The sequence below is a fragment of the Caulobacter sp. 05L422 genome, assembly GCF_056397765.1.
The window spans coordinates 47,634-69,822 of record NZ_JBFTOB010000023.1 but is presented as its reverse complement, the minus strand read 5'-3'; the positions used below and the strand labels follow the sequence as shown (position 1 = coordinate 69,822).

General features: G+C 69.3%; 25 protein-coding genes and 1 tRNA gene. 11 read left to right on the top strand and 15 right to left on the bottom strand.

The window, feature by feature from the left end; translation table 11 throughout:
• The first annotated feature begins 967 nt into the window (after positions 1 to 967).
• Both AC1DMQ_RS20485 and AC1DMQ_RS20480 read left to right on the top strand, forming a co-directional pair.
• Complete coding sequence (locus tag AC1DMQ_RS20485) at positions 968 to 1,882, top strand: alpha/beta hydrolase (RefSeq protein WP_477035397.1); 915 nt, start codon at positions 968 to 970, stop codon at positions 1,880 to 1,882.
• Between the two features lie 31 nt (positions 1,883 to 1,913).
• A complete protein-coding gene (locus AC1DMQ_RS20480) occupies positions 1,914 to 3,011 on the top strand; it encodes a Gfo/Idh/MocA family protein (RefSeq protein WP_477035396.1) in 1,098 nt (365 codons plus the stop codon).
• A 35-nt stretch (positions 3,012 to 3,046) separates the two neighbouring features.
• Here AC1DMQ_RS20480 and AC1DMQ_RS20475 read toward each other — a convergent pair whose 3' ends face one another.
• The 5 genes from AC1DMQ_RS20475 to cobA are packed head-to-tail and all read right to left on the bottom strand — an operon-like array spanning position 3,047 to position 7,193.
• Positions 3,047 to 3,820 carry a phosphoadenylyl-sulfate reductase gene (locus AC1DMQ_RS20475; RefSeq protein WP_477035395.1) on the bottom strand — a complete coding sequence of 258 codons (774 nt, stop codon included), beginning with the start codon at positions 3,818 to 3,820 and terminating at the stop codon, positions 3,047 to 3,049.
• Positions 3,820 to 4,338: a DUF934 domain-containing protein gene (locus tag AC1DMQ_RS20470; protein WP_477035394.1), complete on the bottom strand. Its 519-nt coding sequence runs from the start codon at positions 4,336 to 4,338 to the stop codon at positions 3,820 to 3,822. Before AC1DMQ_RS20470 ends, AC1DMQ_RS20475 begins: the two co-directional genes overlap by 1 nt.
• On the bottom strand, positions 4,322 to 5,980 hold the full coding sequence (locus tag AC1DMQ_RS20465) for a nitrite/sulfite reductase (RefSeq protein WP_477035393.1): 1,659 nt from the start codon (positions 5,978 to 5,980) through the stop codon (positions 4,322 to 4,324). The genes AC1DMQ_RS20470 and AC1DMQ_RS20465 overlap by 17 nt, the downstream gene beginning before the upstream one ends.
• A 2-nt stretch (positions 5,981 to 5,982) precedes the next feature.
• Positions 5,983 to 6,348: a DUF2849 domain-containing protein gene (locus AC1DMQ_RS20460; protein ID WP_477035392.1), complete on the bottom strand. Its 366-nt coding sequence runs from the start codon at positions 6,346 to 6,348 to the stop codon at positions 5,983 to 5,985.
• Positions 6,345 to 7,193 (bottom strand): uroporphyrinogen-III C-methyltransferase, encoded by an 849-nt coding sequence (gene cobA, locus AC1DMQ_RS20455; RefSeq protein ID WP_477035391.1) that lies wholly within the window; start codon positions 7,191 to 7,193, stop codon positions 6,345 to 6,347. Before cobA ends, AC1DMQ_RS20460 begins: the two co-directional genes overlap by 4 nt.
• A gap of 220 nt (positions 7,194 to 7,413) precedes the next feature.
• Between cobA and gcvA the strand changes: the two genes are divergently transcribed.
• Both gcvA and AC1DMQ_RS20445 read left to right on the top strand, forming a co-directional pair.
• Positions 7,414 to 8,370, top strand: coding sequence for a transcriptional regulator GcvA (gcvA, locus tag AC1DMQ_RS20450; protein WP_477035390.1), 957 nt, complete (start codon positions 7,414 to 7,416; stop codon positions 8,368 to 8,370).
• A gap of 6 nt (positions 8,371 to 8,376) precedes the next feature.
• Positions 8,377 to 8,706: a chorismate mutase gene (locus AC1DMQ_RS20445; RefSeq protein ID WP_477035389.1), complete on the top strand. Its 330-nt coding sequence runs from the start codon at positions 8,377 to 8,379 to the stop codon at positions 8,704 to 8,706.
• Positions 8,707 to 8,881: 175 nt separating this feature from the next.
• On the opposite strand, the gene AC1DMQ_RS20440 is transcribed toward AC1DMQ_RS20445, so the two are convergent.
• Together AC1DMQ_RS20440 and AC1DMQ_RS20435 are read right to left on the bottom strand one after the other, a co-directional pair.
• A complete protein-coding gene (locus AC1DMQ_RS20440; protein ID WP_477035388.1) occupies positions 8,882 to 9,712 on the bottom strand; it encodes a TIGR00266 family protein in 831 nt (276 codons plus the stop codon).
• A 181-nt stretch (positions 9,713 to 9,893) separates the two neighbouring features.
• Complete coding sequence (locus AC1DMQ_RS20435; protein ID WP_477035387.1) at positions 9,894 to 10,232, bottom strand: Hpt domain-containing protein; 339 nt, start codon at positions 10,230 to 10,232, stop codon at positions 9,894 to 9,896.
• Between the two features lie 81 nt (positions 10,233 to 10,313).
• Here AC1DMQ_RS20435 and AC1DMQ_RS20430 point away from each other — a divergent pair.
• A tRNA-Lys gene (locus tag AC1DMQ_RS20430) sits at positions 10,314 to 10,389 on the top strand.
• Positions 10,390 to 10,528: 139 nt separating this feature from the next.
• Here AC1DMQ_RS20430 and AC1DMQ_RS20425 read toward each other — a convergent pair.
• Positions 10,529 to 11,164, bottom strand: a complete 636-nt coding sequence (locus AC1DMQ_RS20425) for a TetR family transcriptional regulator (RefSeq protein WP_477035386.1) — start codon at positions 11,162 to 11,164, stop codon at positions 10,529 to 10,531.
• Positions 11,165 to 11,255: 91 nt separating this feature from the next.
• On the opposite strand from AC1DMQ_RS20425, the gene AC1DMQ_RS20420 reads away from it, so the two are divergent.
• The 3 genes from AC1DMQ_RS20420 to AC1DMQ_RS20410 all read left to right on the top strand — a co-directional run bounded on the left by AC1DMQ_RS20420 (position 11,256) and on the right by AC1DMQ_RS20410 (position 14,217).
• Positions 11,256 to 12,089 carry an NAD(P)H-binding protein gene (locus AC1DMQ_RS20420; protein WP_477035385.1) on the top strand — a complete coding sequence of 278 codons (834 nt, stop codon included), beginning with the start codon at positions 11,256 to 11,258 and terminating at the stop codon, positions 12,087 to 12,089.
• Between the two features lie 94 nt (positions 12,090 to 12,183).
• Positions 12,184 to 13,683: an acetyl-CoA acetyltransferase gene (locus AC1DMQ_RS20415; protein WP_477035384.1), complete on the top strand. Its 1,500-nt coding sequence runs from the start codon at positions 12,184 to 12,186 to the stop codon at positions 13,681 to 13,683.
• A 45-nt stretch (positions 13,684 to 13,728) separates the two neighbouring features.
• Complete coding sequence (locus tag AC1DMQ_RS20410) at positions 13,729 to 14,217, top strand: hypothetical protein (protein ID WP_477035383.1); 489 nt, start codon at positions 13,729 to 13,731, stop codon at positions 14,215 to 14,217.
• Here AC1DMQ_RS20410 and AC1DMQ_RS20405 read toward each other — a convergent pair.
• From AC1DMQ_RS20405 to AC1DMQ_RS20375, 7 genes are all read right to left on the bottom strand, one after another.
• Positions 14,214 to 14,354: a hypothetical protein gene (locus AC1DMQ_RS20405; protein ID WP_477035382.1), complete on the bottom strand. Its 141-nt coding sequence runs from the start codon at positions 14,352 to 14,354 to the stop codon at positions 14,214 to 14,216. The two genes, AC1DMQ_RS20410 and AC1DMQ_RS20405, sit on opposite strands and share 4 nt — an antisense overlap.
• Positions 14,355 to 14,477: 123 nt before the next feature.
• Positions 14,478 to 16,394: a 1-deoxy-D-xylulose-5-phosphate synthase gene (gene dxs / locus AC1DMQ_RS20400; protein WP_477035381.1), complete on the bottom strand. Its 1,917-nt coding sequence runs from the start codon at positions 16,392 to 16,394 to the stop codon at positions 14,478 to 14,480.
• A 17-nt stretch (positions 16,395 to 16,411) separates the two neighbouring features.
• On the bottom strand, positions 16,412 to 17,296 hold the full coding sequence (locus tag AC1DMQ_RS20395) for a polyprenyl synthetase family protein (RefSeq protein WP_477035380.1): 885 nt from the start codon (positions 17,294 to 17,296) through the stop codon (positions 16,412 to 16,414).
• Complete coding sequence (locus AC1DMQ_RS20390) at positions 17,293 to 17,643, bottom strand: tRNA-binding protein (protein WP_477035379.1); 351 nt, start codon at positions 17,641 to 17,643, stop codon at positions 17,293 to 17,295. The genes AC1DMQ_RS20395 and AC1DMQ_RS20390 overlap by 4 nt, the downstream gene beginning before the upstream one ends.
• Complete coding sequence (locus tag AC1DMQ_RS20385; RefSeq protein WP_477035378.1) at positions 17,643 to 17,885, bottom strand: exodeoxyribonuclease VII small subunit; 243 nt, start codon at positions 17,883 to 17,885, stop codon at positions 17,643 to 17,645. The genes AC1DMQ_RS20390 and AC1DMQ_RS20385 overlap by 1 nt, the downstream gene beginning before the upstream one ends.
• 120 nt (positions 17,886 to 18,005) lie before the next feature.
• Positions 18,006 to 18,665: a histidine phosphatase family protein gene (locus tag AC1DMQ_RS20380; RefSeq protein WP_477035377.1), complete on the bottom strand. Its 660-nt coding sequence runs from the start codon at positions 18,663 to 18,665 to the stop codon at positions 18,006 to 18,008.
• 47 nt (positions 18,666 to 18,712) lie between these two features.
• A complete protein-coding gene (locus tag AC1DMQ_RS20375; protein ID WP_477035376.1) occupies positions 18,713 to 19,633 on the bottom strand; it encodes a histone deacetylase family protein in 921 nt (306 codons plus the stop codon).
• Between the two features lie 16 nt (positions 19,634 to 19,649).
• Here AC1DMQ_RS20375 and AC1DMQ_RS20370 point away from each other — a divergent pair, with 16 nt between their 5' ends.
• The 3 genes from AC1DMQ_RS20370 (at position 19,650) to AC1DMQ_RS20360 (ending at position 22,173) form a co-directional block, all read left to right on the top strand.
• Positions 19,650 to 20,168, top strand: coding sequence for an N-acetyltransferase family protein (locus AC1DMQ_RS20370; protein WP_477035375.1), 519 nt, complete (start codon positions 19,650 to 19,652; stop codon positions 20,166 to 20,168).
• A gap of 66 nt (positions 20,169 to 20,234) precedes the next feature.
• Positions 20,235 to 20,939 (top strand): hypothetical protein, encoded by a 705-nt coding sequence (locus tag AC1DMQ_RS20365; protein ID WP_477035374.1) that lies wholly within the window; start codon positions 20,235 to 20,237, stop codon positions 20,937 to 20,939.
• A 55-nt stretch (positions 20,940 to 20,994) separates the two neighbouring features.
• Positions 20,995 to 22,173 (top strand): vWA domain-containing protein, encoded by a 1,179-nt coding sequence (locus AC1DMQ_RS20360; protein ID WP_477035373.1) that lies wholly within the window; start codon positions 20,995 to 20,997, stop codon positions 22,171 to 22,173.
• The last annotated feature ends 16 nt before the right edge of the window (positions 22,174 to 22,189 follow it).

The following is a 22,189-nucleotide window of genomic DNA, read 5'->3' as shown; positions in this document are numbered from 1 at the left end:
CAACCGACAATCGAAGACAGCCATGGCCTAGGACTCCTTCTCTGGCGGAGACGGAGCGTCCCTTTGCATTTCGCACCTCGCCGCCCGGCTCGCGGCGGCCATCCTCAGTCGGCGGCCGATCTCGCGGCGGAGGTAGTCCATGCGCGCGGGCGTGCGCCCGCTGTCGTCATCCATGGGGTCGGTGCTGACGCTGACCGGCGGTTGGGCGGCGCGGAGGCGGGCGCGGGTCTTGGATCTGGGCATGACGGTTCTCCTCTCGGACATGGCTTGGCCGCCTCACGCGGCGGGCCGCTGAAGGTGTGGGAAGAGACGCGGAGCGCCGGGCCAGGCCCGGAAGCTTTTGTGGAAAATACCGTTTCGACTCAGACCGACGCTCCGCGCGGTTCGTTATCCAGGAGCGTCCGACGGTCGGCCCTGTTCGGGCCTCGCCGGCTTTAAGCCCCCGACGGGCGGGCCGGGCTCGCGTCGCCCGGTCCCGGAACGCACGGGTCGCCCCATGCCTGTCGCGCCGCCGGCCCCTTCATCAACGCCGTATCCGTGTTCCGAGCCCGGCCGGCACCAGATGACGAGGGTCGCGGCCCCTTTCGAAGCCGCCGCCGACGAGCGCGCCCGCTCGACCGCACCCCAAGGCCGCGAAGGTCGCAGGCCTTAGCGCCCTCCCCATCGCCTTGAAGTCCGCTGATTATGCCGCGGCGTGAAACAGAGAGGACAAGTGGATTTTCGGCGTTGAATTCGTTGGGGAAACACGCCGGGAGCGATGGGGATGGTTCTTGCTGGCTGGCGGTTGGGCGTCACCCTGGCGGATTCACGCCCTGTGCGGACATTGGCCCCTCGCCCGGATCCAGACCGTCAGCGGCTGGACCAAGGCGAGGCCGGCCTTAGACCATGGTCGTAGTAGGAACGCGCGCCAAAGTGTGGAGGCTGGATCGCCAAGGCGGACCGCAAGCGCGGTTCGGGAGGTTTCCTCATGCTTGTCCGGGCCGTCGCACTCGTCCTCGTAGCGCTATTGGCCGGCGCGCCGCTCGCGGCGTCGGCGCGGGTCCCGTCGGCGATCGCCGGCGGCTCGGAGACGGTTGCGCTCTGGCCGCGCGGCGCGCCCGGCGCCGAGCGGCGGTCCACCGAGCCCGAGATCGTCGAGAACACCTATGTACGCAACGTCCACAGCCCATCCCTGACGGTGTTCCCCGCCGACCCGCGCCATGCGAATGGCGCGGCGGTCATCGTCGTGCCCGGCGGCGGGCATCGCATGCTGGTCTTCGTCAATGAGGGCGCCGGGCCGGCCAAGGCGCTCAATCGCTACGGCGTCACCACCTTCGTCCTGAAGTACCGCCTGGCGCGCGAGGCGGGATCGACCTACGCCATCGACCGCGACGCCGCCGCCGACCTGCGCCGGGCGATCCGCTGGGTGCGGGCCAACGCCGCCCACTATGGCGTGGACCCGCGCCGGATCGGCGTGATGGGCTTTTCGGCGGGCGGCGAACTGGTCTCGCTGGTCGCCGACAACCCCGCGCCGCCCCAGCCGCCCTCGGCCGATCCGCTCGACGCGGTCAGCGCCCGTCCCGACTTCCAGGTTCTGGTCTATCCCGGCCCCTTGGGCGTCCCCGCCCAAGCCGTGACCGGCGCCCCGCCGGCCTTCATCACCGCCGGCTCGCTGGACCAATGCTGCGCCGAGCCGGCCTTGACCCTCTACAGCCAGCTTCGCAAGGCCGGCGTGTCGGCGGAGCTGCACATGTTCGCCGACATGGATCACGGCTTCAACATCGCCGCCCACTCCGAGAGCCTGTCGATCCTGCATTGGCCCGACCGCTTGGCCGATTGGCTGAGCGACGGCGGCTGGCTGCACGAACGGCCCTTGACGGATGCGAAGCCCCTCAAGCCCTGATAGCCCGCCGCCAATCACCGGAACCACGACCATGGACATCGGACGCCGCGATCTTCTTCTCGCCGCCGCCTCTCTCGCTGTCGCCTCGGCCGCGGGAGGGGCCCGCGCCGCCGGCGATCGCAAGATCGGCTACGCGATCGTCGGCCTGGGCTACTACGGCCTCAACGTCATCCTGCCGCAGTTCGTCAATTGCCAGCACAGCCGGGTCACGGCCCTGGTCAGCGGGGACCCGGCGAAGGCCCGCGCGACCGCGGCGCGCTATGGCGTGCCTGAGCGCTCGATCTATTCCTATGAGACCTTCGACCAGATCCGCGACAATCCCGACGTCGATGTCGTCTATGTCATCCTGCCCAATTCCATGCACGCCGAGTACACGATCCGCGCCGCCAAGGCGGGCAAGCATGTGATGTGCGAGAAGCCCATGGCGACGTCGGTCGCCGAGTGCGAGGCGATGATCGCCGCGTGCAAGGCGGCCGGGCGCAAGCTGATGATCGGCTACCGCTGCCATTTCGAGGCCACCAATCTCGAAGCCATGCGCCTGGCCCGCTCGGGCGCGGCCGGCCATGTCCGCTATGTGCGCTCCGAGCACGGCTTCGTGCAGGGCGATCCGTCGAAGTGGCGGCTGAAGAAGGCGATGGCGGGCGGCGGGTCGCTGATGGACATGGGCGTCTACAGCCTGCAGGCGGCGCGATACATGACCGGCGAGGAGCCGATTTCAGTCACGGCGCGCGAGTCCACCGATCGCGGCGATCCCCGGTTCGCCGAGGTGGAGGACATGATCGAGTGGTTGCTCAAGTTTCCTTCCGGAGCGATCGCCAGCTGCCTGTCGACCTACAGCGCCAACCAGAACCACGTCCTGCTGATGGGCGACAAGGGACGGATCGAGCTGGAGCCCGCCACCCGGTACGACGGCAATCGGCTGTGGACCGGCAAGGACGGCCGCGCGGACGAAATCACGCCGCCGCCAGGCCCGGCCAAGACCCAGTTCGCCGGCCAACTGGATCACCTGGCCGACTGCATTCAAGCCGACCGCTCACCGATCGTCTCGGGAGAAGAGGGCCTGCGCGACATGAAGATCATCGAGGCGATCTACCGGTCGGCGCGCGAGGGAAGCACGGTCAGGCTGTAGGAGGCGGCTGTCCGCGCGGCTCCTGGAGCGGGTCCCTAGATCCCGTCGCCCACGTTCGGCGCCGCGCCGGGCGCGCGGGCGACGTGGATGCCGCACTCGGTCTTGTCCTGGCCCGCCCAGCGGCCGGCGCGGACGTCGGCGTTGGGGTCGTCGACCGGCTTGGTGCACGGCCAGCAGCCCACCGACGGGAAGCCCTGGCTGACCAGCGGGTGGGCCGGCAGGTCGTACTCGGCGACATAGGCGTCCAGCTCCGCCTTGCCCCAGTTGGCCAGGGGGTTGAACTTGATCTGGCCCTGCGTCTCCTCGACCACCCGCAGCCGCAGGCGGTCACCGCCGTGGAAGCGCTTGCGGCCCGTGGTCCAGGCGTCGAACTCGCCCAGGGCGCGGTCCAGCGGCAGCACCTTGCGGATGTGGCAGCAGGCGTCGGTGTCGGTGCGCCAGAGGTCGGACTTGGGATCGGTCACGGCCAGGTCGGTATAGGCCGGGCGCAGGTCGCGCACGTCGGTCAGGCCCAGCTCGGCGGCCAGGGACTTGCGGTAGTCCAGGGTCTGGCCGAACAGCATGCCGGTGTCGAGGAACAGCACGGGGATGTCCTTCGACACCTGGCTGGCCAGGTGCAGCAGCACCGCCGACTCCGCGCCGAACGAGCTGACCAGGGCCAGCTTGGCGCCGAAGGTCTCGTAGGCCTTGCGCAGGACGGTCAGCGGATGGGCGTCGCGCAGTTCGGCGTCCAGCCGCGCCGCCACGTCGGCGGCCGTCGGCTGCCGGGCGCAAGGCTTCGCCTCGGTCGCGGTCTGGTCGTAGGCCATCAGACGGCCCTTTCCTCGAACGCCACCACCCGGTTGTCGGCGGCGCGCTGATAGACGTGGCGGAAGCGATGGGCGGCCTTGGTCCAGGCCTCGGGCGTCGCGCCGTCATTGGGTTCGAAGGCGTCGAAGCCGCAGCGGACCATGAAGCCGGCCTGCTCCTGCAGCACGTCGCCGACCGCCCTCACCTCGCCGGTGAAGCCCAGGCGCTCGCGCAGAAGGCGGGCCGAGGTGTAGGCGCGGCCGTCGCGGTACTTCGGGAAGGACAGGGCCACCACCGACAGGCGCGGCAGGTCATAGGCCAGGGCCTCGACCTCCTGGTCCGGCTCGATCCGCACGCCGACGCGGCGGCTGTTGGACAGCAGGATCTCGCCTTCCGCCTGGAAGCGGGCCAGCGACAGGATCACGTCGCCTTCCGGCAGCGCGTCGTCGTCGGCCACGTGGACGAAGGCGTCCTCGGCCCACTCGGCTCCGAACTCCTTGCTGCTGGGCTCGCCGACCAGCTTAATCAGCTTGGGCATAGACCGCCTCCTTGAAGGGCTCGAGGCCGACGCGACGATAGGTGTCGAGGAAGCGCTCCTCGCCGGTGCGGATGTGCAGATAGGCTTCGACCAGGGCGTCGATGGCCGGGGCCACCTTGTCGGCCGACAGGCCCGGGCCGAGGATCTTGCCGATGCTGGCGTCCTCCGCCCCCGAGCCGCCGAGCGAGAGTTGGTAGAATTCCTCGCCCTTCTTGTCGACACCCAGGATGCCGATGTGGGCCACGTGGTGGTGGCCGCAGGCGTTGATGCAGCCGCTGATCTTGATCTTCAGCTCGCCCACCTTCTCGGCCCGGTCCGGGTCGGCGAACTTGCGGGCGATGTCCTGGGCGATCGGGATGGCGCGGGCGTTGGCCAGGGCGCAGTAGTCCAGGCCCGGGCAGGCGATGATGTCGCTGGCCAGGTCGATGTTGGCGGTGGCCAGGCCGACCGACTCCAGCACCGCGTGCACGGCCGACAGGTCGTCCAGCTTCACATGCGGCAGGACCAGGTTCTGGGCGTGGGTCACGCGCAGGTCGTCCAGGCTGTAGCGCTCGGCGAGATCCGCGACGACGTCCAGTTGCTCGGCCGTGGCGTCGCCCGGGGTCTGGCCGATGGCCTTCAGCGACACCTCGACGATGGCGTAGCCGGGCTGCTTGTGCGGCTTGACGTTGTTGCGGACGAAGCGCTGCAGGGCCGGGCTGGCGGCGCGGGCGGCCTCGAAGGCGTCCGACACGGCCGGCAGGGCTTCGAAATTGGTCTGGGCGAAGGCGGCGCGGACCCGGGCCAGTTCGCTGGCCGGCAGGTTGGCGCGGGCGTGGTCGATCTTGCCCCACTCCTCCTCGACCTGACGCGCGAACTCCTCCGCGCCCAGGGCCGCGACCAGGATCTTGATCCGGGCCTTGTAGATGTTGTCGCGACGGCCGTGGCGGTTGTAGACGCGCAGGATCGCCTCGACGTAGCTGAGCAGGTGCTCGGCCGGCAGGTACGACTTGATGGTCGGGCCGACATAGGGCGTGCGCCCCTGGCCGCCGCCGACGATCACTTCGAAGCCGATGGCCCCGTCGCGACCCTTGCGCAGGATCAGGCCGATGTCGTGGACCTTGACCGCCGCGCGGTCGGTCAGGGCGCCGGTGATGGCGATCTTGAACTTGCGCGGCAGGAAGCTGAACTCGGGGTGCAGGGTCGACCACTGGCGCAGCACCTCGGACCACACGCGCGGATCGTCGATCTCCTCGGCGGTGGCGCCGGCATAAGGGTCGGCGGTGACGTTGCGGATGCAGTTGCCGCTGGTCTGGATGGCGTGCAGGTCCACCTCGGCCAGGGCGTCCAGGATGTCGGGCGCGTCCTTCAGCTTGATCCAGTTGAACTGGATGTTCTGACGGGTGGTCATGTGCCCGTAGCCCTTGTCGTAGGTGCGGGCGATCCAGGCCAGGCGGCGGGCCTGGCGGGCGTTCAGCGAGCCGTACGGAATGGCGATCCGCAGCATGTAGGCGTGGAGCTGCAGGTAGAGGCCGTTCATCAGCCGCAGCGGCTTGAACTGGTCTTCGGTCAGCTCGCCGGCCAGGCGGCGGGCCACCTGGTGGCGAAACTCGTTGGAGCGGTCCGTCAGGAATTCGCGGTCGATGGAATCGTACAGGTACATGGCTACTTCCTGCGGATCAGGTCGACGCGGCCGGTCGATCGCGCGGCGCCGGCCGCGTGCCGCAGCGCCTCGATCACCTCGCCGCCGACGGCCTGCTTGCCGTGGGTGGGTTCGTTGGTGGGCCCAAGAGCCCGGATGCGTTCGCGGTAGCTGACCGGGGCCAAGCCGCCGTCCACCGGCGCCAGGTCGATCGGATAGGGGTCGACGATCACGGTCGGCTGGGCCTTGCCCTTGGCGACGGCGGCCTCGACCTCGGCGTCCTGCGCCTCGTCGAACAGCTGGGCGTCACCGAAGCCCTCGACCCAGGCGCCGGCCTTCCAGAACACGACCTCGCCGTCGCTCAGGCGGTTGGCGGTGACAGCTTTCATGAACGCAGGCTCGCGAACTGGGTGGTGAAGGAAACGGCCAGGTCGGGCGAACCGACGTCAGCCAGGGCCATGGACTCGCCGACCATCAGCAGCGCGGGGCCGTTCAGGCCCTCGGCGGCGACGGCCAGGCCGGCCAGGGTGGTGAGGATGCGGCGCTCGTCGGCGCGGCTGGCGTTCTCGACGATCAGGGCCGGGGTCGAACCCTCGCGGCCGGCGGCGGTCAGGCGCTCGGCGATCAGGCCGGCGGTCGAGACGCCCATGTAGACGACCACGGTCTGGTTCGGGCGGGCCAAGGCGGCCCAATCGAGATCGGGTTCGCCGTGAGCCGCATGGCCTGTGACGAAGGTCACGGCCTGGGCCGATCCGCGATGGGTCAGGGGCGCGCCGGCCCCGGCCGAGGCGGCCAGAGCGGCGGTGATCCCGGGAACGACAGCGCACTCGACGCCGGCCTCGCGGCAGGCGGTCAGCTCCTCGCCGCCGCGGCCGAACAGGAACGGGTCGCCGCCCTTCAGCCGCACGACGGTCAGGCCGTCCAGGGCCAGGGCCACCAGCAGCTGGTTGATGTCGTCCTGCGGCAGGGTGTGGCGCGACTTGCGCTTGGCGACGTTGATCCGCCGCGCCGCCACGGGCGCCAGGTCGAGGATCTCGTCCGAGACCAAGCCGTCGTGGACGACCACGTCGGCGGCCTGCAGGGCCTTCAGCGCCTTGATCGTCAGCAGTTCGGGATCGCCGGGACCAGCGCCGACCAGGGTCACGCGGCCAGGCATACGGGCGCCCGTCCCGCCGCCGAGGGCGACGAGGCCGGCTTTAGACCGGGAAGCGGATCGGACCGTGGGCCGAACCATGGATTAAGGTCCTCTATAAGCCAGACACCACTGCCGACGCCCCGGACCGGCGACTTCGCCAAACCGGTTGTGCCGAAAGCATTGCGGGGCGAACCCTAGGGTCCGCCCCGCTCGCGTTCACCGATGAAAAGGGCCATCTCCATCAGCGAACGCTTGCAAATTGGTCGCGACCGGGCCACTTCGCAAACAAGGTCTTCTGCCGGGGCGTTCAGTAAAACTCATGGAAAGACAGTCGGAACGGCGGCGCCTGCCTCCCCTCAACGCGCTCCGGGCGTTCGAGGCGGCCGCGCGCCACCTGAACTTCAGCCGCGCCGCCGACGAACTGTCGGTGACGCCCGGCGCCGTCAGCCAGCAGATCCAGAACCTGGAGGACTATGTCGGCGCGGCCCTGTTCAAGCGCACGCCCAAGGGCCTGCTGCTGACCGACGCCGCCCAGACCGCCCTGCCCGCCCTGCGCGAGGCCTTCGACCGCCTGGCCGAGGCCGCCAGCCTGCTGACCGCCGCCGTCGACGGCCGCCGCCTGACCCTGACCGCCGCCCCCTCGTTCGCCGCCAAGTGGCTGGTGCCGCGCCTGGGCAAGTTCGAGCAGGCCCAGCCCCAGGTCGACGTCTGGCTGTCGGCCGGCATGGAGGTCGTCGACTTCGCGGCCGGCGAGGTCGACCTGGCCATCCGCTACGGCTCGGGCCGCTATCCGGGCCTCGAGGTCATCCGCCTGCTGAGCGAGACGGTCATTCCGGTCGCCTCGCCTGAGCTCCTGGCGGCCAACCCCTTGTTATCGCCCGAGGATCTGTCGCACCACATCCTGCTGCACGACGGCTCGCCCGACGCCGACGACAGCTGTCCGGACTGGGCCATGTGGCTGGCCGCGCGGGGCATCAAGTCGGTCGACGGGGCGCGCGGTCCGCGCTTCAACCAGTCCAGCCTGGTGATCGAGGCGGCCGCCAACGGACGGGGCATCGCCCTGGCCAAACAGACCCTGGCCCAGGCCGATCTGGACGCCGGCCGCCTGGTCATTCCGTTCGAGATTCCCACGGCCGTCGACTTCGCCTATTACGTCGTCCATCCCAAGGCCAAGGGACGTCTGCCGCAGGTGAAGGCGTTCGTTTCGTGGCTGCAGGCCGAGGCGGCGGCGCACGAAGCAGCCCTCCTCACCATGGACAACGGCGCGGGCATCTAAAGCTAAATGGTCAAGACGATTATCGAGGTCGGCGAACGACTGGTTCCCGGCGACTGCCAGTCCATGGCCGATGTGCGCCAGGGCGTCGACGCCCTGGACCGGGCGCTGGTGGAACTGCTGACCGAGCGCCAGGGCTACATGGACGCCGCCGCCCGCATCAAGGCCGACCGCTCCAAGGTGTTCGACCGCGCGCGGATCGAGGACGTGGTCGACAAGGTCAAGGCCGCCGCGCGTGAGTCGGGCCTGTCGGAGGCCATCGCCGAGCCTGTGTGGCGCACGCTGATCGACCGTTGCATCGCGTATGAATACGACAGCTGGGACCGGACGAAGGGTTGAGCTCTTCCCTCTCCCCTTGCGGGAGAGGGTGGCCTCCGAAGGAGGTCGGGTGAGGGGTCGAAGAATGCAAAAGCCGCGACCAGCCCTTCGGCTTGTCGCGGCTTTTCCGTCTGAGAGACCCCTCATCCGTCAGCTTCGCTGACACCTTCTCCCGCAAGGGGAGAAGGATCGAGAACTACCGATTCCCGCCGATCAGATCCCCCAGCTCGCCGAGAATCGAACCCTCGCCCCGGTTGCCGCCCGTCCCGCCGGCCGCCTGCATCATCCGGCCGGCCAACCGCGAGAACGGCAGCGACTGGATCCACACCTTCCCCGGCCCGCGCAGCCGCGCGAAGAACAGCCCCTCGCCGCCGAACAGCACGCTGCGCACGCCGCCGGCCATGACCAGGTCGAAGTCGACGCCGGGGGTGTAGGCCGCCAGGCAGCCGGTATCGACGTGCAGCTCCTCGCCCGGCTTCAGCTCGCGCTCGACCAGGGTGCCGCCCATCTGGACGAACACCCAGCCGTCGCCGTCCAGGCGCTGCATGATGAAGCCCTCGCCGCCGAACAGGCCGGTCATCACCCGCTTCTGGAAGTGGATGCCGATCGACACGCCCCGCGCCGCCGCCAGGAAGCTGTCCTTCTGGCAGATCAGCGAGCCGCCCAGCTGCCCCAGGTTCAGCGGCAGGATCGCGCCCGGCGTCGGCGAGGCGAAGGCCACCCGGGCCTTCCCCTGGCCAGTGTGGGTGAAGACGGTGGTGAACAGGCTCTCGCCGGTGACCAGGCGCTTGCCCGCCCCCAGCAGCTTGCCCATGAAGCCGCCGCCGGCGTCACCCGAGCCGTCGCCGAACACCGTGGTCATCTGGACGCTGGCGTCCTTCCAGACGAACGATCCGGCCTCGGCCACGGCGCTTTCGCCGGCGTCGAGCTCGATCTCCAGGAACTGCAGCTCCTGGCCCTTGATCTCGAAGTCGATGTCGTCGGCGACGGCGGCGTTGCGCTGGTGGGACCAGGGGCTGGGCGGCATGGGTCAGGGCTCCGATTGAAGTCCGCGCAGCCTAGGCGAGCGGATCGCCGCGAGCCAATTACACCTTCGTAAGTTGGAGACGCGCCCCACCCGCTGTCATGCCGGATCTTCGCGCTGCGCGCTCGTCCGGGATGACAAGGGAGGGTTGGACCCGCTGACTGAGAGTCAGCTGCCCTGCGCCCTATCCCTTCAGCGACCTCAGCGCCCGTTCGTGGGCGTAGGCGGCGATGTCCATCAGGGCCAGGTCGAGCGCGTTGCGCACGTCGCCCAGGCTCTTGGTCCCGGCCTCGGCCTCGGCGCAGACGTCGCCCAGTTGGAAAGCCCCCACGCCCCGCGCCGCGCCCTTCACCGTATGGACCGCGTCGGCCCAGCCGGGATGGCTCTTGTCGAGCATCGGCGTCCACAGCGCGGCCTGTTCCCGGAACAGCGCCAGCACCTCGTCGATGACCGTGGAATCGTCCATCGCGAACCCTTCCAGATAGGCGAAATCCACGGCTCCGCTGATATCTCGTCTGGCCAAAAAATAGTCCCTTGCGTTCCAAGATTCTTTGCGTATGTTCCGCGCCTCGCCGCCGAGGCAAACCACCGCTTCGGGCCGCGCGGGCGCATAGCTCAGTTGGTAGAGCAGCTGACTCTTAATCAGCGGGTCGTAGGTTCGAATCCTACTGCGCCCACCATTTCCTCCGAAAATCGATCTCCCAGATCCTCCCCTCCGGGGACCCCGACGCTCATGGGTCGGACGAACGATAGCTGAATCCATCGCCGCTGACGTCTCTGAATCGGGGGCCTGAATCGGGGGCCTGATCACGGGCGTCCTCAAGGCTTCGCCGCGAGCGTCGGATCGGCGATCTCGCGCAGGGTCAGGCGCTTGAAGGTCTCGACCAGCGCCCGCCCCTCCTCGCGCTCCACCGAGATCGCCAGCCGCACCGTCGCCTCGCCCAGCTCCCAGATCAGGAAGGCGGCGTTCTCCAGCGCCGCGTCGTCCACGTTCGGATGGACCTTGCGCATGGCCGCGGCCAGGAAGCCGCCGCAGATCCGGCTCTCGGCCAGTTGCAGGCTCATCAGCTGCTTGTCGGCCTGCATGCCCGACCAGATGTCGCGCATCACCGGCTCGGCCATGACGATCGCGAAATACAGGTCGATCAGGTCGGCATAGGCGGCCAGCAGGCCGTCCAGGTCGCTCACCCTGGCCAGGGCGTCCTCGATGCATCGCCGGCTCTGGGCGTTGTAGCGCTCGGCCAGGGTGCGGATCAGGGCGCTCTTCTCCGGGAAGTATTGGTAGAGCGAGCCGATCGAGATCCCGGCCAGGGCCGCCACCTCGTTCATCTTCACCTGATCGCTGCCGGTGCGGGCGATCAGTTCGGACGCCGCCGAGAGGATGCGTTCGACCCGCTCGCGGCTGCGCTGCTGGGTCGGCCGGCGCCGGGCGCCAGGCACATCTTCATCGCTCATCGTCGAGCGGTCTCGGTTGACAATCCAAATGTGAGCATTTATCACCTTTTCAAACATGAGGACTTCTCATGTTTAGCGAAGGGAGACGACGATGACAATCAATCATGACCGCGTCGGCACGATCCTGGTGCTGGGCGCCAACGGCAAGACCGGCGCCCGGGTGGTCGAACGCCTGCGCGCCCTGGGCCGCGACGTGCGCCTGGGCTCGCGCTCGGCCTCGCCGCGTTTCGACTGGGAGGACCGCTCCAGCTGGACCGCGGCGCTGGACGGCGTCGCCGCCGTCTATGTCGCCTACCAGCCCGACCTGGCCGCCCCGGGGGCGCTGGAGATCGTCCAGGCCTTCTTCGCGACCGCCCAGCGGGCCGGCGTGAAGCAGGTGGTGTTGCTGTCGGGTCGAGGCGAACCCGAGGCGCTGGACGCCGAGCTGGCCCTGCAGGCCACGACCCTGGACTGGACGATCATCCGCGCCAGCTGGTTCTTCCAGAACTTCAGCGAGAATTTCTTCCTCGAGGGCGTGCTGGCCGGCGAGGTGGTGCTGCCCGAGGGCCTGGCGGACGAGCCGTTCGTCGACGCCGAGGACATCGCCGAGATCGCGGTGGAGGCCTTCACCCAGGCCGGCCACAGCCGCAAGCTCTACGAAGTGACAGGTCCCCGCGCCCTGAGCTTCGGCGAGGCGGTCGACGCCATCGCCGCCGCGACCGGTCGCGACATCGCCCTGGTGACCATCCCGCTGGCAGCCTACCGCGAAGGCCTGATGCAGGCCCTGCCGGATCTGGCCGACCTGGTGATCTACCTGTTCACCACCGTTCTGGACGGCCGCAACACCCCGGTCGCCCGCGGCGTGGAGCAGGCCTTGGGCCGTCCGCCCGGCGACTTCGAGTCCTATGTCGCGCGCACCGCCGCCACCGGCGTCTGGAGCGCCTGAGCCGCCTGACGGCGCGAGGCCTGACCTAAGGGCGCCATGGCCTCGCGCGGCGTTCCGTCTGATGCTGCCCGCCGAAGCGCCGGAGAACCGCCCTGTGAGCCCTGACCGCATCCCCGTCATCGTCGGCGTCGGCGAGGCGCTCGACCGTCCCACGGACCTTTCCAGGGCCCTGGAGCCCCTGGCCCTGATGGAGGCGGCCCTGCGCGAGGCCGACGCGGACGCGGGCGGCGGGTTCCTGGCCCGGATCGCCTCGCTGGACGTCGTCAACCAGCTCAGCTGGCGCTACGCCGACGCGGCCGCCGAGCTTTGCGCCCGGCTCGACATCGCCCCGGCCCGCGCGGTCTACGGCCCCGTCGGCGGCGAGAGCCCGGTGCGGTTCCTGCACGAGGCGGCCCTCCGCATCGCAAGGGGCGAGGCCGAGGTCTGCGCCGTGGTCGGGGCCGAGGCGCAGTGGAGCGTCAACAAGGCCCGCGCCGCCGGCGTCGACCTGCCCTGGACGCCCAAGCCTCCGGCCACGGGCGGCGGACCGCGCATCGAGGTCCATCCGCTGGCCCTGAAGCTGGGGGTCTTCCTGCCTGTCAGCGTCTATCCGTTCTACGAGAACGCCGCCGCCCACCACTGGGGCCAGACGCCGGCCGAGGCGCTGGCGGAGTCCGGCGCCCTGTGGTCCGCCTATGCGGCGGTGGCGGCGGGGCAGCCCAACGCCTGGATCAAGACGGCCTTCACGCCGGACCAGATCACCACCCCGCGCCCCGACAACCGCCCGATCGCCTGGCCCTACACCAAGCTGATGGTCGCCAACATGCAGGTGAACCAGGGCGCGGCGGTGATCGTCACAAGCCTGGCCGCCGCGAGGGCCGCCGGCGTCCCCGACGAGCGCCTGGTGTTCGTCTGGGGCGGTGCGGCGGCGCGCGAGCCGGGCGACTACCTGCAACGCGACCACTACTACGGCTCGGCGGCGCAAGACGCGGTGCTGGAGGCGGTCGGCGGCATGGTCCCGGGCGGTTTCGACGCCCTGGAGCTCTACAGCTGCTTTCCCTGCGTGCCGAAGATGGCCCGGCGGACCCTGGGCCTGCCGGCGCCATTCAACGGGGGCGTAACGCCCACCGTGACCGGCGGCCTGACCTTCTTCGGGGCGCCGATGAACGACTACATGACCCACGCCGCCGTCGCCATGACCCGGCGGCTGCGGGGAGGCGCCGGGACGGGCCTGCTGTACGGCCAGGGCGAGTTCGTCACCAAGCACCACGGCCTGGTGCTGGCCGACCGCCCTGCCCCGGACGGCGCCAGGTCGCTGGAGGAGGTCAGCGTCCAGACGGCCGCCGACGCCCGCCGCGGCCCCGTACCGGCCTTCGTCGAGGACGCGGCGGGCAAGGCCGTCCTGGAGACCCACACGGTGCTCTACGACCGCGACGGCGCGCCCACCCACGGCGTGGCCATCGTCCGGACCAGCGACGGCGCCCGGGCCCTGGCGCGGGTCCCGACCGCCGACGCCGACACCCTGGCGGCCCTGACCGCTCCCGAGGCCTTCGCGATCGGACGGACGGGAACCCTGCGCTCGGGCGCCGACGGGGTCCTGGACTGGCGGCTCTGAACCACTAGGGCCGGCGCCGCGTTCCTCTGGCGAAGGAACCCGTCCATGCCCCGCCGCCTGTTCAACCGCCTGCTTCCCAACGCCCTGCTCCTGGTCCTGGCCCTCGGCGGCGTGACGCTGAGCGGCTGCGCCTACGACCGGTCCAGCGCGCCGGGCTACGGCTGGAACTACATGGACAGCGCCGAGGAAGGCCCCAAGCTGGCCTATGGCCAGCCGAACAGCGACGACGTGGTGCTGATGATGGCCTGCGCGCCCCGCGCCTCGGCCGTGACCCTGACGGCGACCGGCCTGTCGGGCGACGAGATCGCCCTGGCCTCCGGCCACGTGGTCACCCGCCTGAAAGCCGGGACCGCGCCGTCGGACATGAGCGACGGCGTCCTTCAGGCCCGCACCACACTGGACGCCTCGGCCCTGCGGGCCTTCCGCCGCAACGGCGACCTGGACCTGCTGGTCGCCGACGAACGCCACAGCCTCGACGCCGCCCCCGCCGACCAGCGGCAGGTGAAGGCGTTCTTCAAGGCGTGCTCGGCTTAACCGAAGCGGCGCATCAGGTAGCGAACGGCGACGACCAGCACCGCTACGGCGGCAAGCCCCCATCCAACCCTTGCCGCGTCATCGCCGAACCAATCCTTGGCCAACGCCTGGGCGCCGAATCCGGCCAAAAGCGTCATAGCCCAAACGCCCCAGGGCATGGCGGGCGTGGGCGTCTCGTCAGCCGGGTGCTTCATCGGACTAACCAACCTCAGGCCTGAAATCGCCGCCGAAATGTTCACATCCTGGAGGCGAGCCGTCAATCAGGCCCTACGTCCCGCCGCGCTGATGTTGTCGACGCCCAGCGCCGCCAGGCAGCCGCGCAGGATGCCCTCGGCGTCGAGGCCGGCCTGGGCGTACATGACGTCGGGCTTGTCCTGGTCCTGGAAGACGTCGGGCAGCACGAGGGTGCGGATCTTCAGGCCGCGATCCAGCGCGCCTTGCTCGGCCAGGGCCTGCAGCACGAAGGCGCCGAAGCCGCCGATGGCGCCCTCCTCCACCGTGATGATCGCCTCGTGCTCGCGCGCCAGGCGCAGCAGCATGTCGACGTCCAGCGGCTTGGCGAAGCGGGCGTCGGCGACGGTGGCGGAGAGACCGCGCGCGGCCAGCAGGTCGGCGGCCTTCAGGCACTCGCCCAGGCGCGTGCCCAGCGAGACGATGGCGACGCTGGTCCCTTCGCGGACGATGCGGCCCTTGCCGATCTCCAGCGGGGCGGCCAGGTCGGGGATGGTCAGGCCCAGGCCCTCGCCGCGCGGATAGCGGAAGGCGCTGGGCCGGTCGTCGATGGCGACGGCGGTCGAGACCATGTGGGCCAGCTCGACCTCGTCGGCGGCGGCCATCAGCACCATGCCGGGCAGCGCCCCCATGAAGCCGAGATCGAAGGTGCCAGCGTGAGTGGGGCCGTCGGCGCCGACCAGGCCGGCGCGGTCCATGGCGAAGCGCACCGGCAGGCGCTGGATGGCCACGTCGTGCACCACCTGGTCGTAGCCGCGCTGCAGGAAGGTGGAATAGATCGCCGCGAACGGCTTCATGCCGTCGGCGGCCAGGCCGGCGGCGAAGGTCACCGCGTGCTGCTCGGCGATGCCGACGTCGAAGGTGCGCTGGGGGAACGCCTTGCCGAACAGGTCCAGCCCCGTGCCCGAGGGCATGGCGGCGGTGATGGCCACGATCTTGTCGTCGATCGCGGCGTGCTTGATCAGCTCCTGGGCAAAGACCTTGGTGTAGCTGGGCGGGCCGGCGGCCGGCTTCTGCTGCTGGCCGGTGACCACGTCGAACTTGACCACCGCGTGCAGCTTGTCGTCGGCGCCCTCGGCGGGGCCATAGCCCTTGCCCTTCTGGGTGACGACGTGGACCAGCACCGGCTTTTCGTCGAATTCCTTGGCGTTCTTCAGCACCGAGACCAGGGCGTCCATGTCGTGGCCGTCGATCGGACCGACATAGTGGAAGCCCAGCTCCTCGAAGAAGGTGCCGCCGGTGACCATGCCGCGAGCGTATTCCTCGGCCTTGCGGGCCGCGTCGCGGATGGGGGTCGGCAGCTTCTCGACGACCGTCTTGCCCAGCTTGCGCACCTTGCGATAGGCGCCGCCCGAGACGAGGTTGGCCAGATAGGCGCTCATCCCGCCCACCGGCGGGGCGATCGACATGTCGTTGTCGTTGAGGATGACGATCAGGCGCTTGGTGGTGTCGACCGCGGCGTTCATGGCCTCGTAGGCCATGCCGGCGCTCATCGAGCCGTCGCCGATCACGGCGATGACGCTGTTGTTCTCGCCTTTGGCGTCGCGCGCGGCGCAGAACCCCAGGGCCGCCGAGATCGAGGTGGCCGCGTGGGCCGCGCCGAACGGGTCGTATTCGCTTTCGGCCCGCTTGGTGAAGCCCGACAGGCCGCCGCCCTGGCGCAGGGTGCGGATGCGGTCGCGACGACCGGTCAGGATCTTGTGCGGATAGGCCTGGTGGCCGACGTCCCAGATGACGATGTCCTTGGGCGTCTCGAACACGTGGTGCAGGGCGACGGTCAGCTCGACCACGCCCAGGCCCGCGCCCAGGTGGCCGCCGGTCACGGAGACGGCGTCGATGGTCTCGGCCCGCACCTCGTTCGCCAGTTGCTTCAGTTCGGTCACGCTGAGGCCGCGCGTGTCGGCCGGTGACGAGATGGTGTCGAGAAGAGGGGTCAAAGCAGGCATGTCCGAAGAAAGCGCGGTCAGTTGCGGCGGTCCAGCACGAAATCCACGCTACGGCGCAGATGTTCAGCCCGTTCGCCGAAAATATCGAGATGTGACTTGGTTTGCGCGGCCAATAGATTGACGCGCTCTTTGGCCGCATCAAGGCCGAGCAGCGTGACGTAGTTGGCCTTGCCCTTGACGGCGTCCTTGCCGCCGGCGGCCTTGCCCAGCACAGCTTCGTCGCCCTCGGCGTCCAGAATATCGTCGACGATCTGGTAGGCCAGGCCCAGGTCCTGGGCGAAACCCATCAGGGCCGCGCGCTCCGAATCCTTGGCGCGGGCGATGATCAGCGGGATCTCGAAGGCGAAGGCGATCAGGGCGCCGGTCTTCAGGCGCTGCATGCGGGCCACGGCCCCCAGGTCGTCGCGGACGCCCAGCAGGTCGATCATCTGGCCGCCGGCCATGCCCTTGGCGCCCGAGGCGATGGCCAGCTTGCGCACCAGCTCGGCGCGGACATGGCCGTCGTCGTGGGTGTCGGGGTGGGCCATGATCTCGAAGGCGGCGGTCTGCAGGGCGTCGCCGGCCAGGATGGCGGTGGCTTCATCGTACTGCACGTGGACGGTCGGACGGCCGCGACGCATGTCGTCGTCGTCCATGGCCGGCAGGTCGTCGTGCACCAGGCTGTAGGCGTGGATGCATTCCAGGGCGCAGGCGGCGCGCAAGACCGGCCGCTCGGGCAGGTCGAACATCTTGCCCGTCTCCAGGGCGAAGAACGGCCGCAGGCGCTTGCCCGGCCCCAGGGCGGCGTAGCGCATGGCCTCGGTCAGGCGGCTCTCCGGCCCGTCGGCGCGCGGCAGCAGCTCATCGAGCGCCACGGTGACGATGTCGGCGGCCTGGACGATGCGCTTTTCGAGGTCGATCAAAACAGCTTACCCCCGTTGGGAACATCACGGTCCACGTCGACCAGCACCACCCCGCCGTCGGCGTCCGGAAAACCGAGGCACAGGACCTCGGACTTCACGGGACCAATCTGGCGCGGCGGAAAATTGACCACGGCGGCCACGCGACGACCGATCAACTCGTCCAGGGCGTAGTGCTTGGTCACCTGGGCCGAGGACTTCTTGACGCCGATCTCGGGGCCGAAATCGATGGTCAGCTTGTAGGCTGGCTTGCGCGCCTCCGGGAACGGCGTGGCCTCGATCACCGTGCCGATACGGATATCGACACGCTCGAAGTCGTCGTAGCCGATCTGCGGCGACGCCTGACCCATCAGTTGAACTCGGCCGCTTCGGCGGCGACCGCGCCCCCTTGGCCCAGCACGATCTTCTCGACCTTCAGGCGGGCCGCCTCGAGCTTCTTCTCGCAATGGGCCTTGAGGGCCGCGCCGTCCTCGTAGATCTCGATCGAGCGCTCGAGCTCGGCCTTGCCGGACTCCAGCTCGCCGACAATCTGCTCCAGACGCTGCAGGGCCTGCTCGAAGCTCATGCCTTCAAGATCTTGCGGACTGATCATTTCTACTCCGGGGCGAACAGGCGCACCCTAGTGGCGGGTCGCGGCGCGGGCAACGCCGTTGGCGGGGCTTTTGGTGAACAGGGTTCAGGGCCTTGGCGTCACTGTCGCTTGCGAAGGCGCCTAGGGCCGCTCGAAGCGCTTCACGCACCAGTATTTGAACCCCTGGTCCTGCGTCTTCCTCAGGCCGCGCTTCTGCAGCGCCAACCCGATCATCGTGTTGAAGAAACCGTGGGCCACCAGCAGCACGTCCTGGCCGCTCTTGGACAGGTCGATCAGCAGGTCGGCGGCCTGGTCGGCGCGAAGCTCGGCCTGGGCCCGGCTCTCCTGGCCGGCGTGGTGATCGAAGAACCACCACCAGAACCGGGCGAAGAATCCCCAGTTCTTGGGCGACATCCTGATCCAGCGCGGCCAGGGCGGCGGCGGCAGCGGGGCCTCGATGAACAGGGGATCGGTGGCGAAGGCCTTGCCGTCGGCGACGGCCGTGGCGGTCTCGATCGAACGGCGGCGCGTCGAGGCGATCATCACCCCGGCCTTCCGGGCCGTGGCCTTCAGCGACTCGGGTGGGGTCTGGCCGGGCAGCAGGCCGCCCTCCTCGTAGCGCGCCCACCATTCGCCATAGGCCGGCGCGTTGAAGCGGACCTTGCGCGACAAGGCCGGCTCGCCGTGGCGGGCCAGGGTGATCATGCCCGGGCGCGAACCAGCCTGGGCGCCGACGGCCCCGAAGGCGGCCGGCGCGGAAGCTCCCGACGAGGAAAGGTGGTCGGCGGATTCGTCGGCCATAAAACTTGGAGGTCGGGTTTCGCGCCGCGCGCGATCTCTCGAACCTCTCACCCCTCTTGCAACGCTTTGACATGCGCCGCCGCCGAGCGGCCGAGCGCTTCTAGGTCGTAGCCGCCCTCGAGCGAGGAAACAATACGCCCGCCGCAACGGCGGTTCGCGACCGAGGCGATCGCCCGTGTCGCCCAGGCGAAATCCTCGGCTTCCAGGCTCTGGGCGGCCAGCGGATCGCGGACGTGGGCGTCGAATCCGGCCGAGACCAGGATCAGCTGCGGCGCGAATCCGTCGACCTTGTCCATCAGCCCCTCGAAGCCCTTGCGCCAGACCTCGCGAGGGGCATGCGGGGCGACGATGGCGTTGGCGATGTTGCCGACCCCGGTCTCGGACGGGGCGCCGGTGCCGGGATAGAGCGGCGATTGGTGGATCGAGGCGAAGAACACGGTCGGATCGTGCTCGAACGTCGCCTGGGTGCCGTTGCCGTGGTGGACGTCGAAATCGACGATGGCCACGCGCTTGAGCCCGGCGGCCTGCGCGACCCGCGCCGCCACGGCGATGTTGGAGAACACGCAGAAGCCCATGGCCGTATCAGGCTCGGCGTGGTGGCCGGGCGGTCGGACGGCGCAGAAGGCCCGCGTTCCCTGCCCCGCCGCCACGGCCCGGGTCGCGGCGACCACCGCCCCGGCGGCGCGGCGCGCGGCGGTCAGGCTGCCGGTCGACAGCACGGTGTCGGGATCGAGGGAGCGCCGGCCGCTGCTGGGCGCGGCGGCAAGCACCTCGTCGATGAAGCCCTGGGGATGCACGCGGGCCATGTCGGCATAGTCGATCAGCGGGGCCTCGATGCTCTCCAGGTTCAGGCAGCCGTCGTCGTTCAGGGCGTCGATCACCGCCCGCAGGCGTTCGGGCCGCTCGGCGTGGTTGTCGCCGGGCCGATGGTCGAGCATATCCAGGTGGGTATAGAGCGCGACATCCATCCGAGGACATTAGCCGTTGAACACCGCCGCGACCATCCGAAGAGCCACGGTCGATGACGCCGACACCGTGTCCAGCCTGGGCGCGCGCACGTTCAGCGAGACCTTCGCCCATCTCTATCCGACCGAGGACCTGGAGACCTTCCTGGCCTACGCCTACGGCCTGGAGCGGACCCGGCGCGACTTGGCCGATCCGGACAAGGCGACGTGGCTGCTGGAGCTGGACGACGAGGCCATCGGCTACGCCACCGCCGGCCCCTGCGGCCTGCCGCACGAGGACGTGAAGCCCGGCGACGGCGAGCTGCACCGGATCTACGTGTTGAAGGACTTCCAGGGCGGCGGGCGCGGCTCGCTGCTGCTGAAGACCGCGCTGGACTGGCTGGAACGCGATGGCCCGCGCCCGCTGTGGATCGGCGTGTGGTCGCAGAATTTCGGCGCGCAGAAACTCTATGGCGGCAAGGGGTTCGAGAAGGTCGGCGAGTACCATTTCCCGGTGGGGCAGACGCGGGACCTGGAGTTCATCCTGCGGCGCGGCTGAGTCGATCTCGCTTTCTCCACCGAAGGCTGCAAAGCTGCGCCGGGAGAAGCAAGCGGGGGAACCTCGATGAAGTCGCTGATGATGCTGGCCCTGGCGTGCGCCCTGGCCGCCACTCCGGCCCTGGCCCAGACCGAGCCCACGCCGGAGCAACTGGCCGCCAAGCAGGCCGCCGCCAAGGTCGAGGGCGACTCCCTGCTGGCCAAGGCCGGCGCGGCGGCGTTCTTCGACAATCTGAGCGACCGGCAAGGCGAGAGCGGGGTCATCCTGCAGCACAAGGCCTCGGGTCTCTATTGCATCTTCAATCCCGGCCGCGCCGACAGCGAGGTGGTGCTGTTCAAGCCGGACGGCACGGACGTCGGCTGCAGCAGCGCCACCTTCGCCGACAGCCGCACGGTCTACGCCACCAAGTCGGACCTGACCCTGGATCAGGCCATGGCCATGTCGGTCGCGGCCCTGAAGGCCAAGCATCCGAAAGCCAAGCCCTATCGCGGCAAGGGTTCGAACCTGGTCGCCATGATCACCGCGACCGGCAAGGTGCCCCCCAGCCGCACCGAACGCTTCATCGACGGCGGGACCTACGAGAGCGTCTCGGTGGCGGTCGTCGACGGCTGGGAGATCAAGCTGCGCATGAGCGGCGACGCCGCCAACGCCGGGTTCCTGGCGACCCAGGGCGATGGCATGGGCTGGCTGATGTATCTGTACAAGGCGGTCCAGCATAAGGCCGCGTCGGTCGCGACGCCGCCCGCGCCGGCTGGACAGCCCGCCTCCTGACGGCCATCCTGGGCTCGAACACTCGTTCGAAAGTCTGCCCCCAGAGATCTTGGCCATGTTCCTGCGCTTCTTCTCCGAACTCCGCGCCGCCAAGGTTCCCGTGTCCTTGCGCGAATACCTCCTGCTGATGGAGGCGCTGGACAAGGACGTCATCGATCGACGGATCGAGGACTTCTACTTCCTGTCGCGCGCCAGCCTGGTGAAGGACGAGAAGAACCTCGACAAGTTCGACCGGGTGTTCGGCCACGTGTTCAAGGGGCTGGAGACCGTCGAGGACGGCCTCACCGCCGACATCCCGGCCGAGTGGCTCAAGGCCCTGACCGAGAAGTTCCTGACCGACGAGGAGAAGGCCCAGATCGAGGCCATGGGCGGCTTCGAGAAGCTGATGGAGACCCTGCAGGAGCGCCTGAAGGAACAGAAGGAGCGCCACGAGGGCGGGTCCAAGTGGATCGGCTCGGGCGGCACCAGCCCGTTCGGCAACAACGGCTACAATCCCGAAGGCGTCCGCATCGGCCAGGACAAGAGCCGCCACGGCCGGGCCGTGAAGGTCTGGGACAAGCGCGAGTACAAGAACCTCGACGACTCGGTCGAACTGGGCACCCGCAACATCAAGGTGGCCCTGCGGCGCCTTCGCAAGTTCGCCCGCCAGGGGGCGCTGGACGAACTGGACCTGAACGGCACGATCCGCGGCACCGCCGAGAAGGGCTACCTGGACATCCAGATGCGTCCCGAGCGGCGCAACACGATCAAGGTGCTGCTGTTCTTCGACATCGGCGGCTCGATGGACGGCCACATCAAGCTCTGCGAGGAGCTGTTCAGCGCCGCGAAGACCGAGTTCAAGCACCTGGAGTTCTTCTACTTCCACAACTGCCTGTACGAGGCCGTGTGGAAGGACAATCGCCGCCGCCAGGTCGAGAAGCTGCCGACCTGGGACGTGCTCCACAAGTTCCCGCACGACTACAAGGTGATCTTCGTGGGCGACGCGACGATGAGCCCATACGAGATCACCTATCCGGGCGGCAGCGTCGAGCACTGGAACGAGGAGGCCGGGGCCATCTGGATGAGCCGGGTCACCGACATCTACCAGAGCGCCGTCTGGCTGAACCCCACGCCCGAGCGGCACTGGGACTACACCCAGTCGATCGGCGTCATGAAGCAGCTGATGAACGACCGGATGTTCCCGCTGACGATCGACGGCCTGGACAAGGCCATGCGGGAACTGGTGCGCGGCTAGCCGGCGGGCGGGCTCG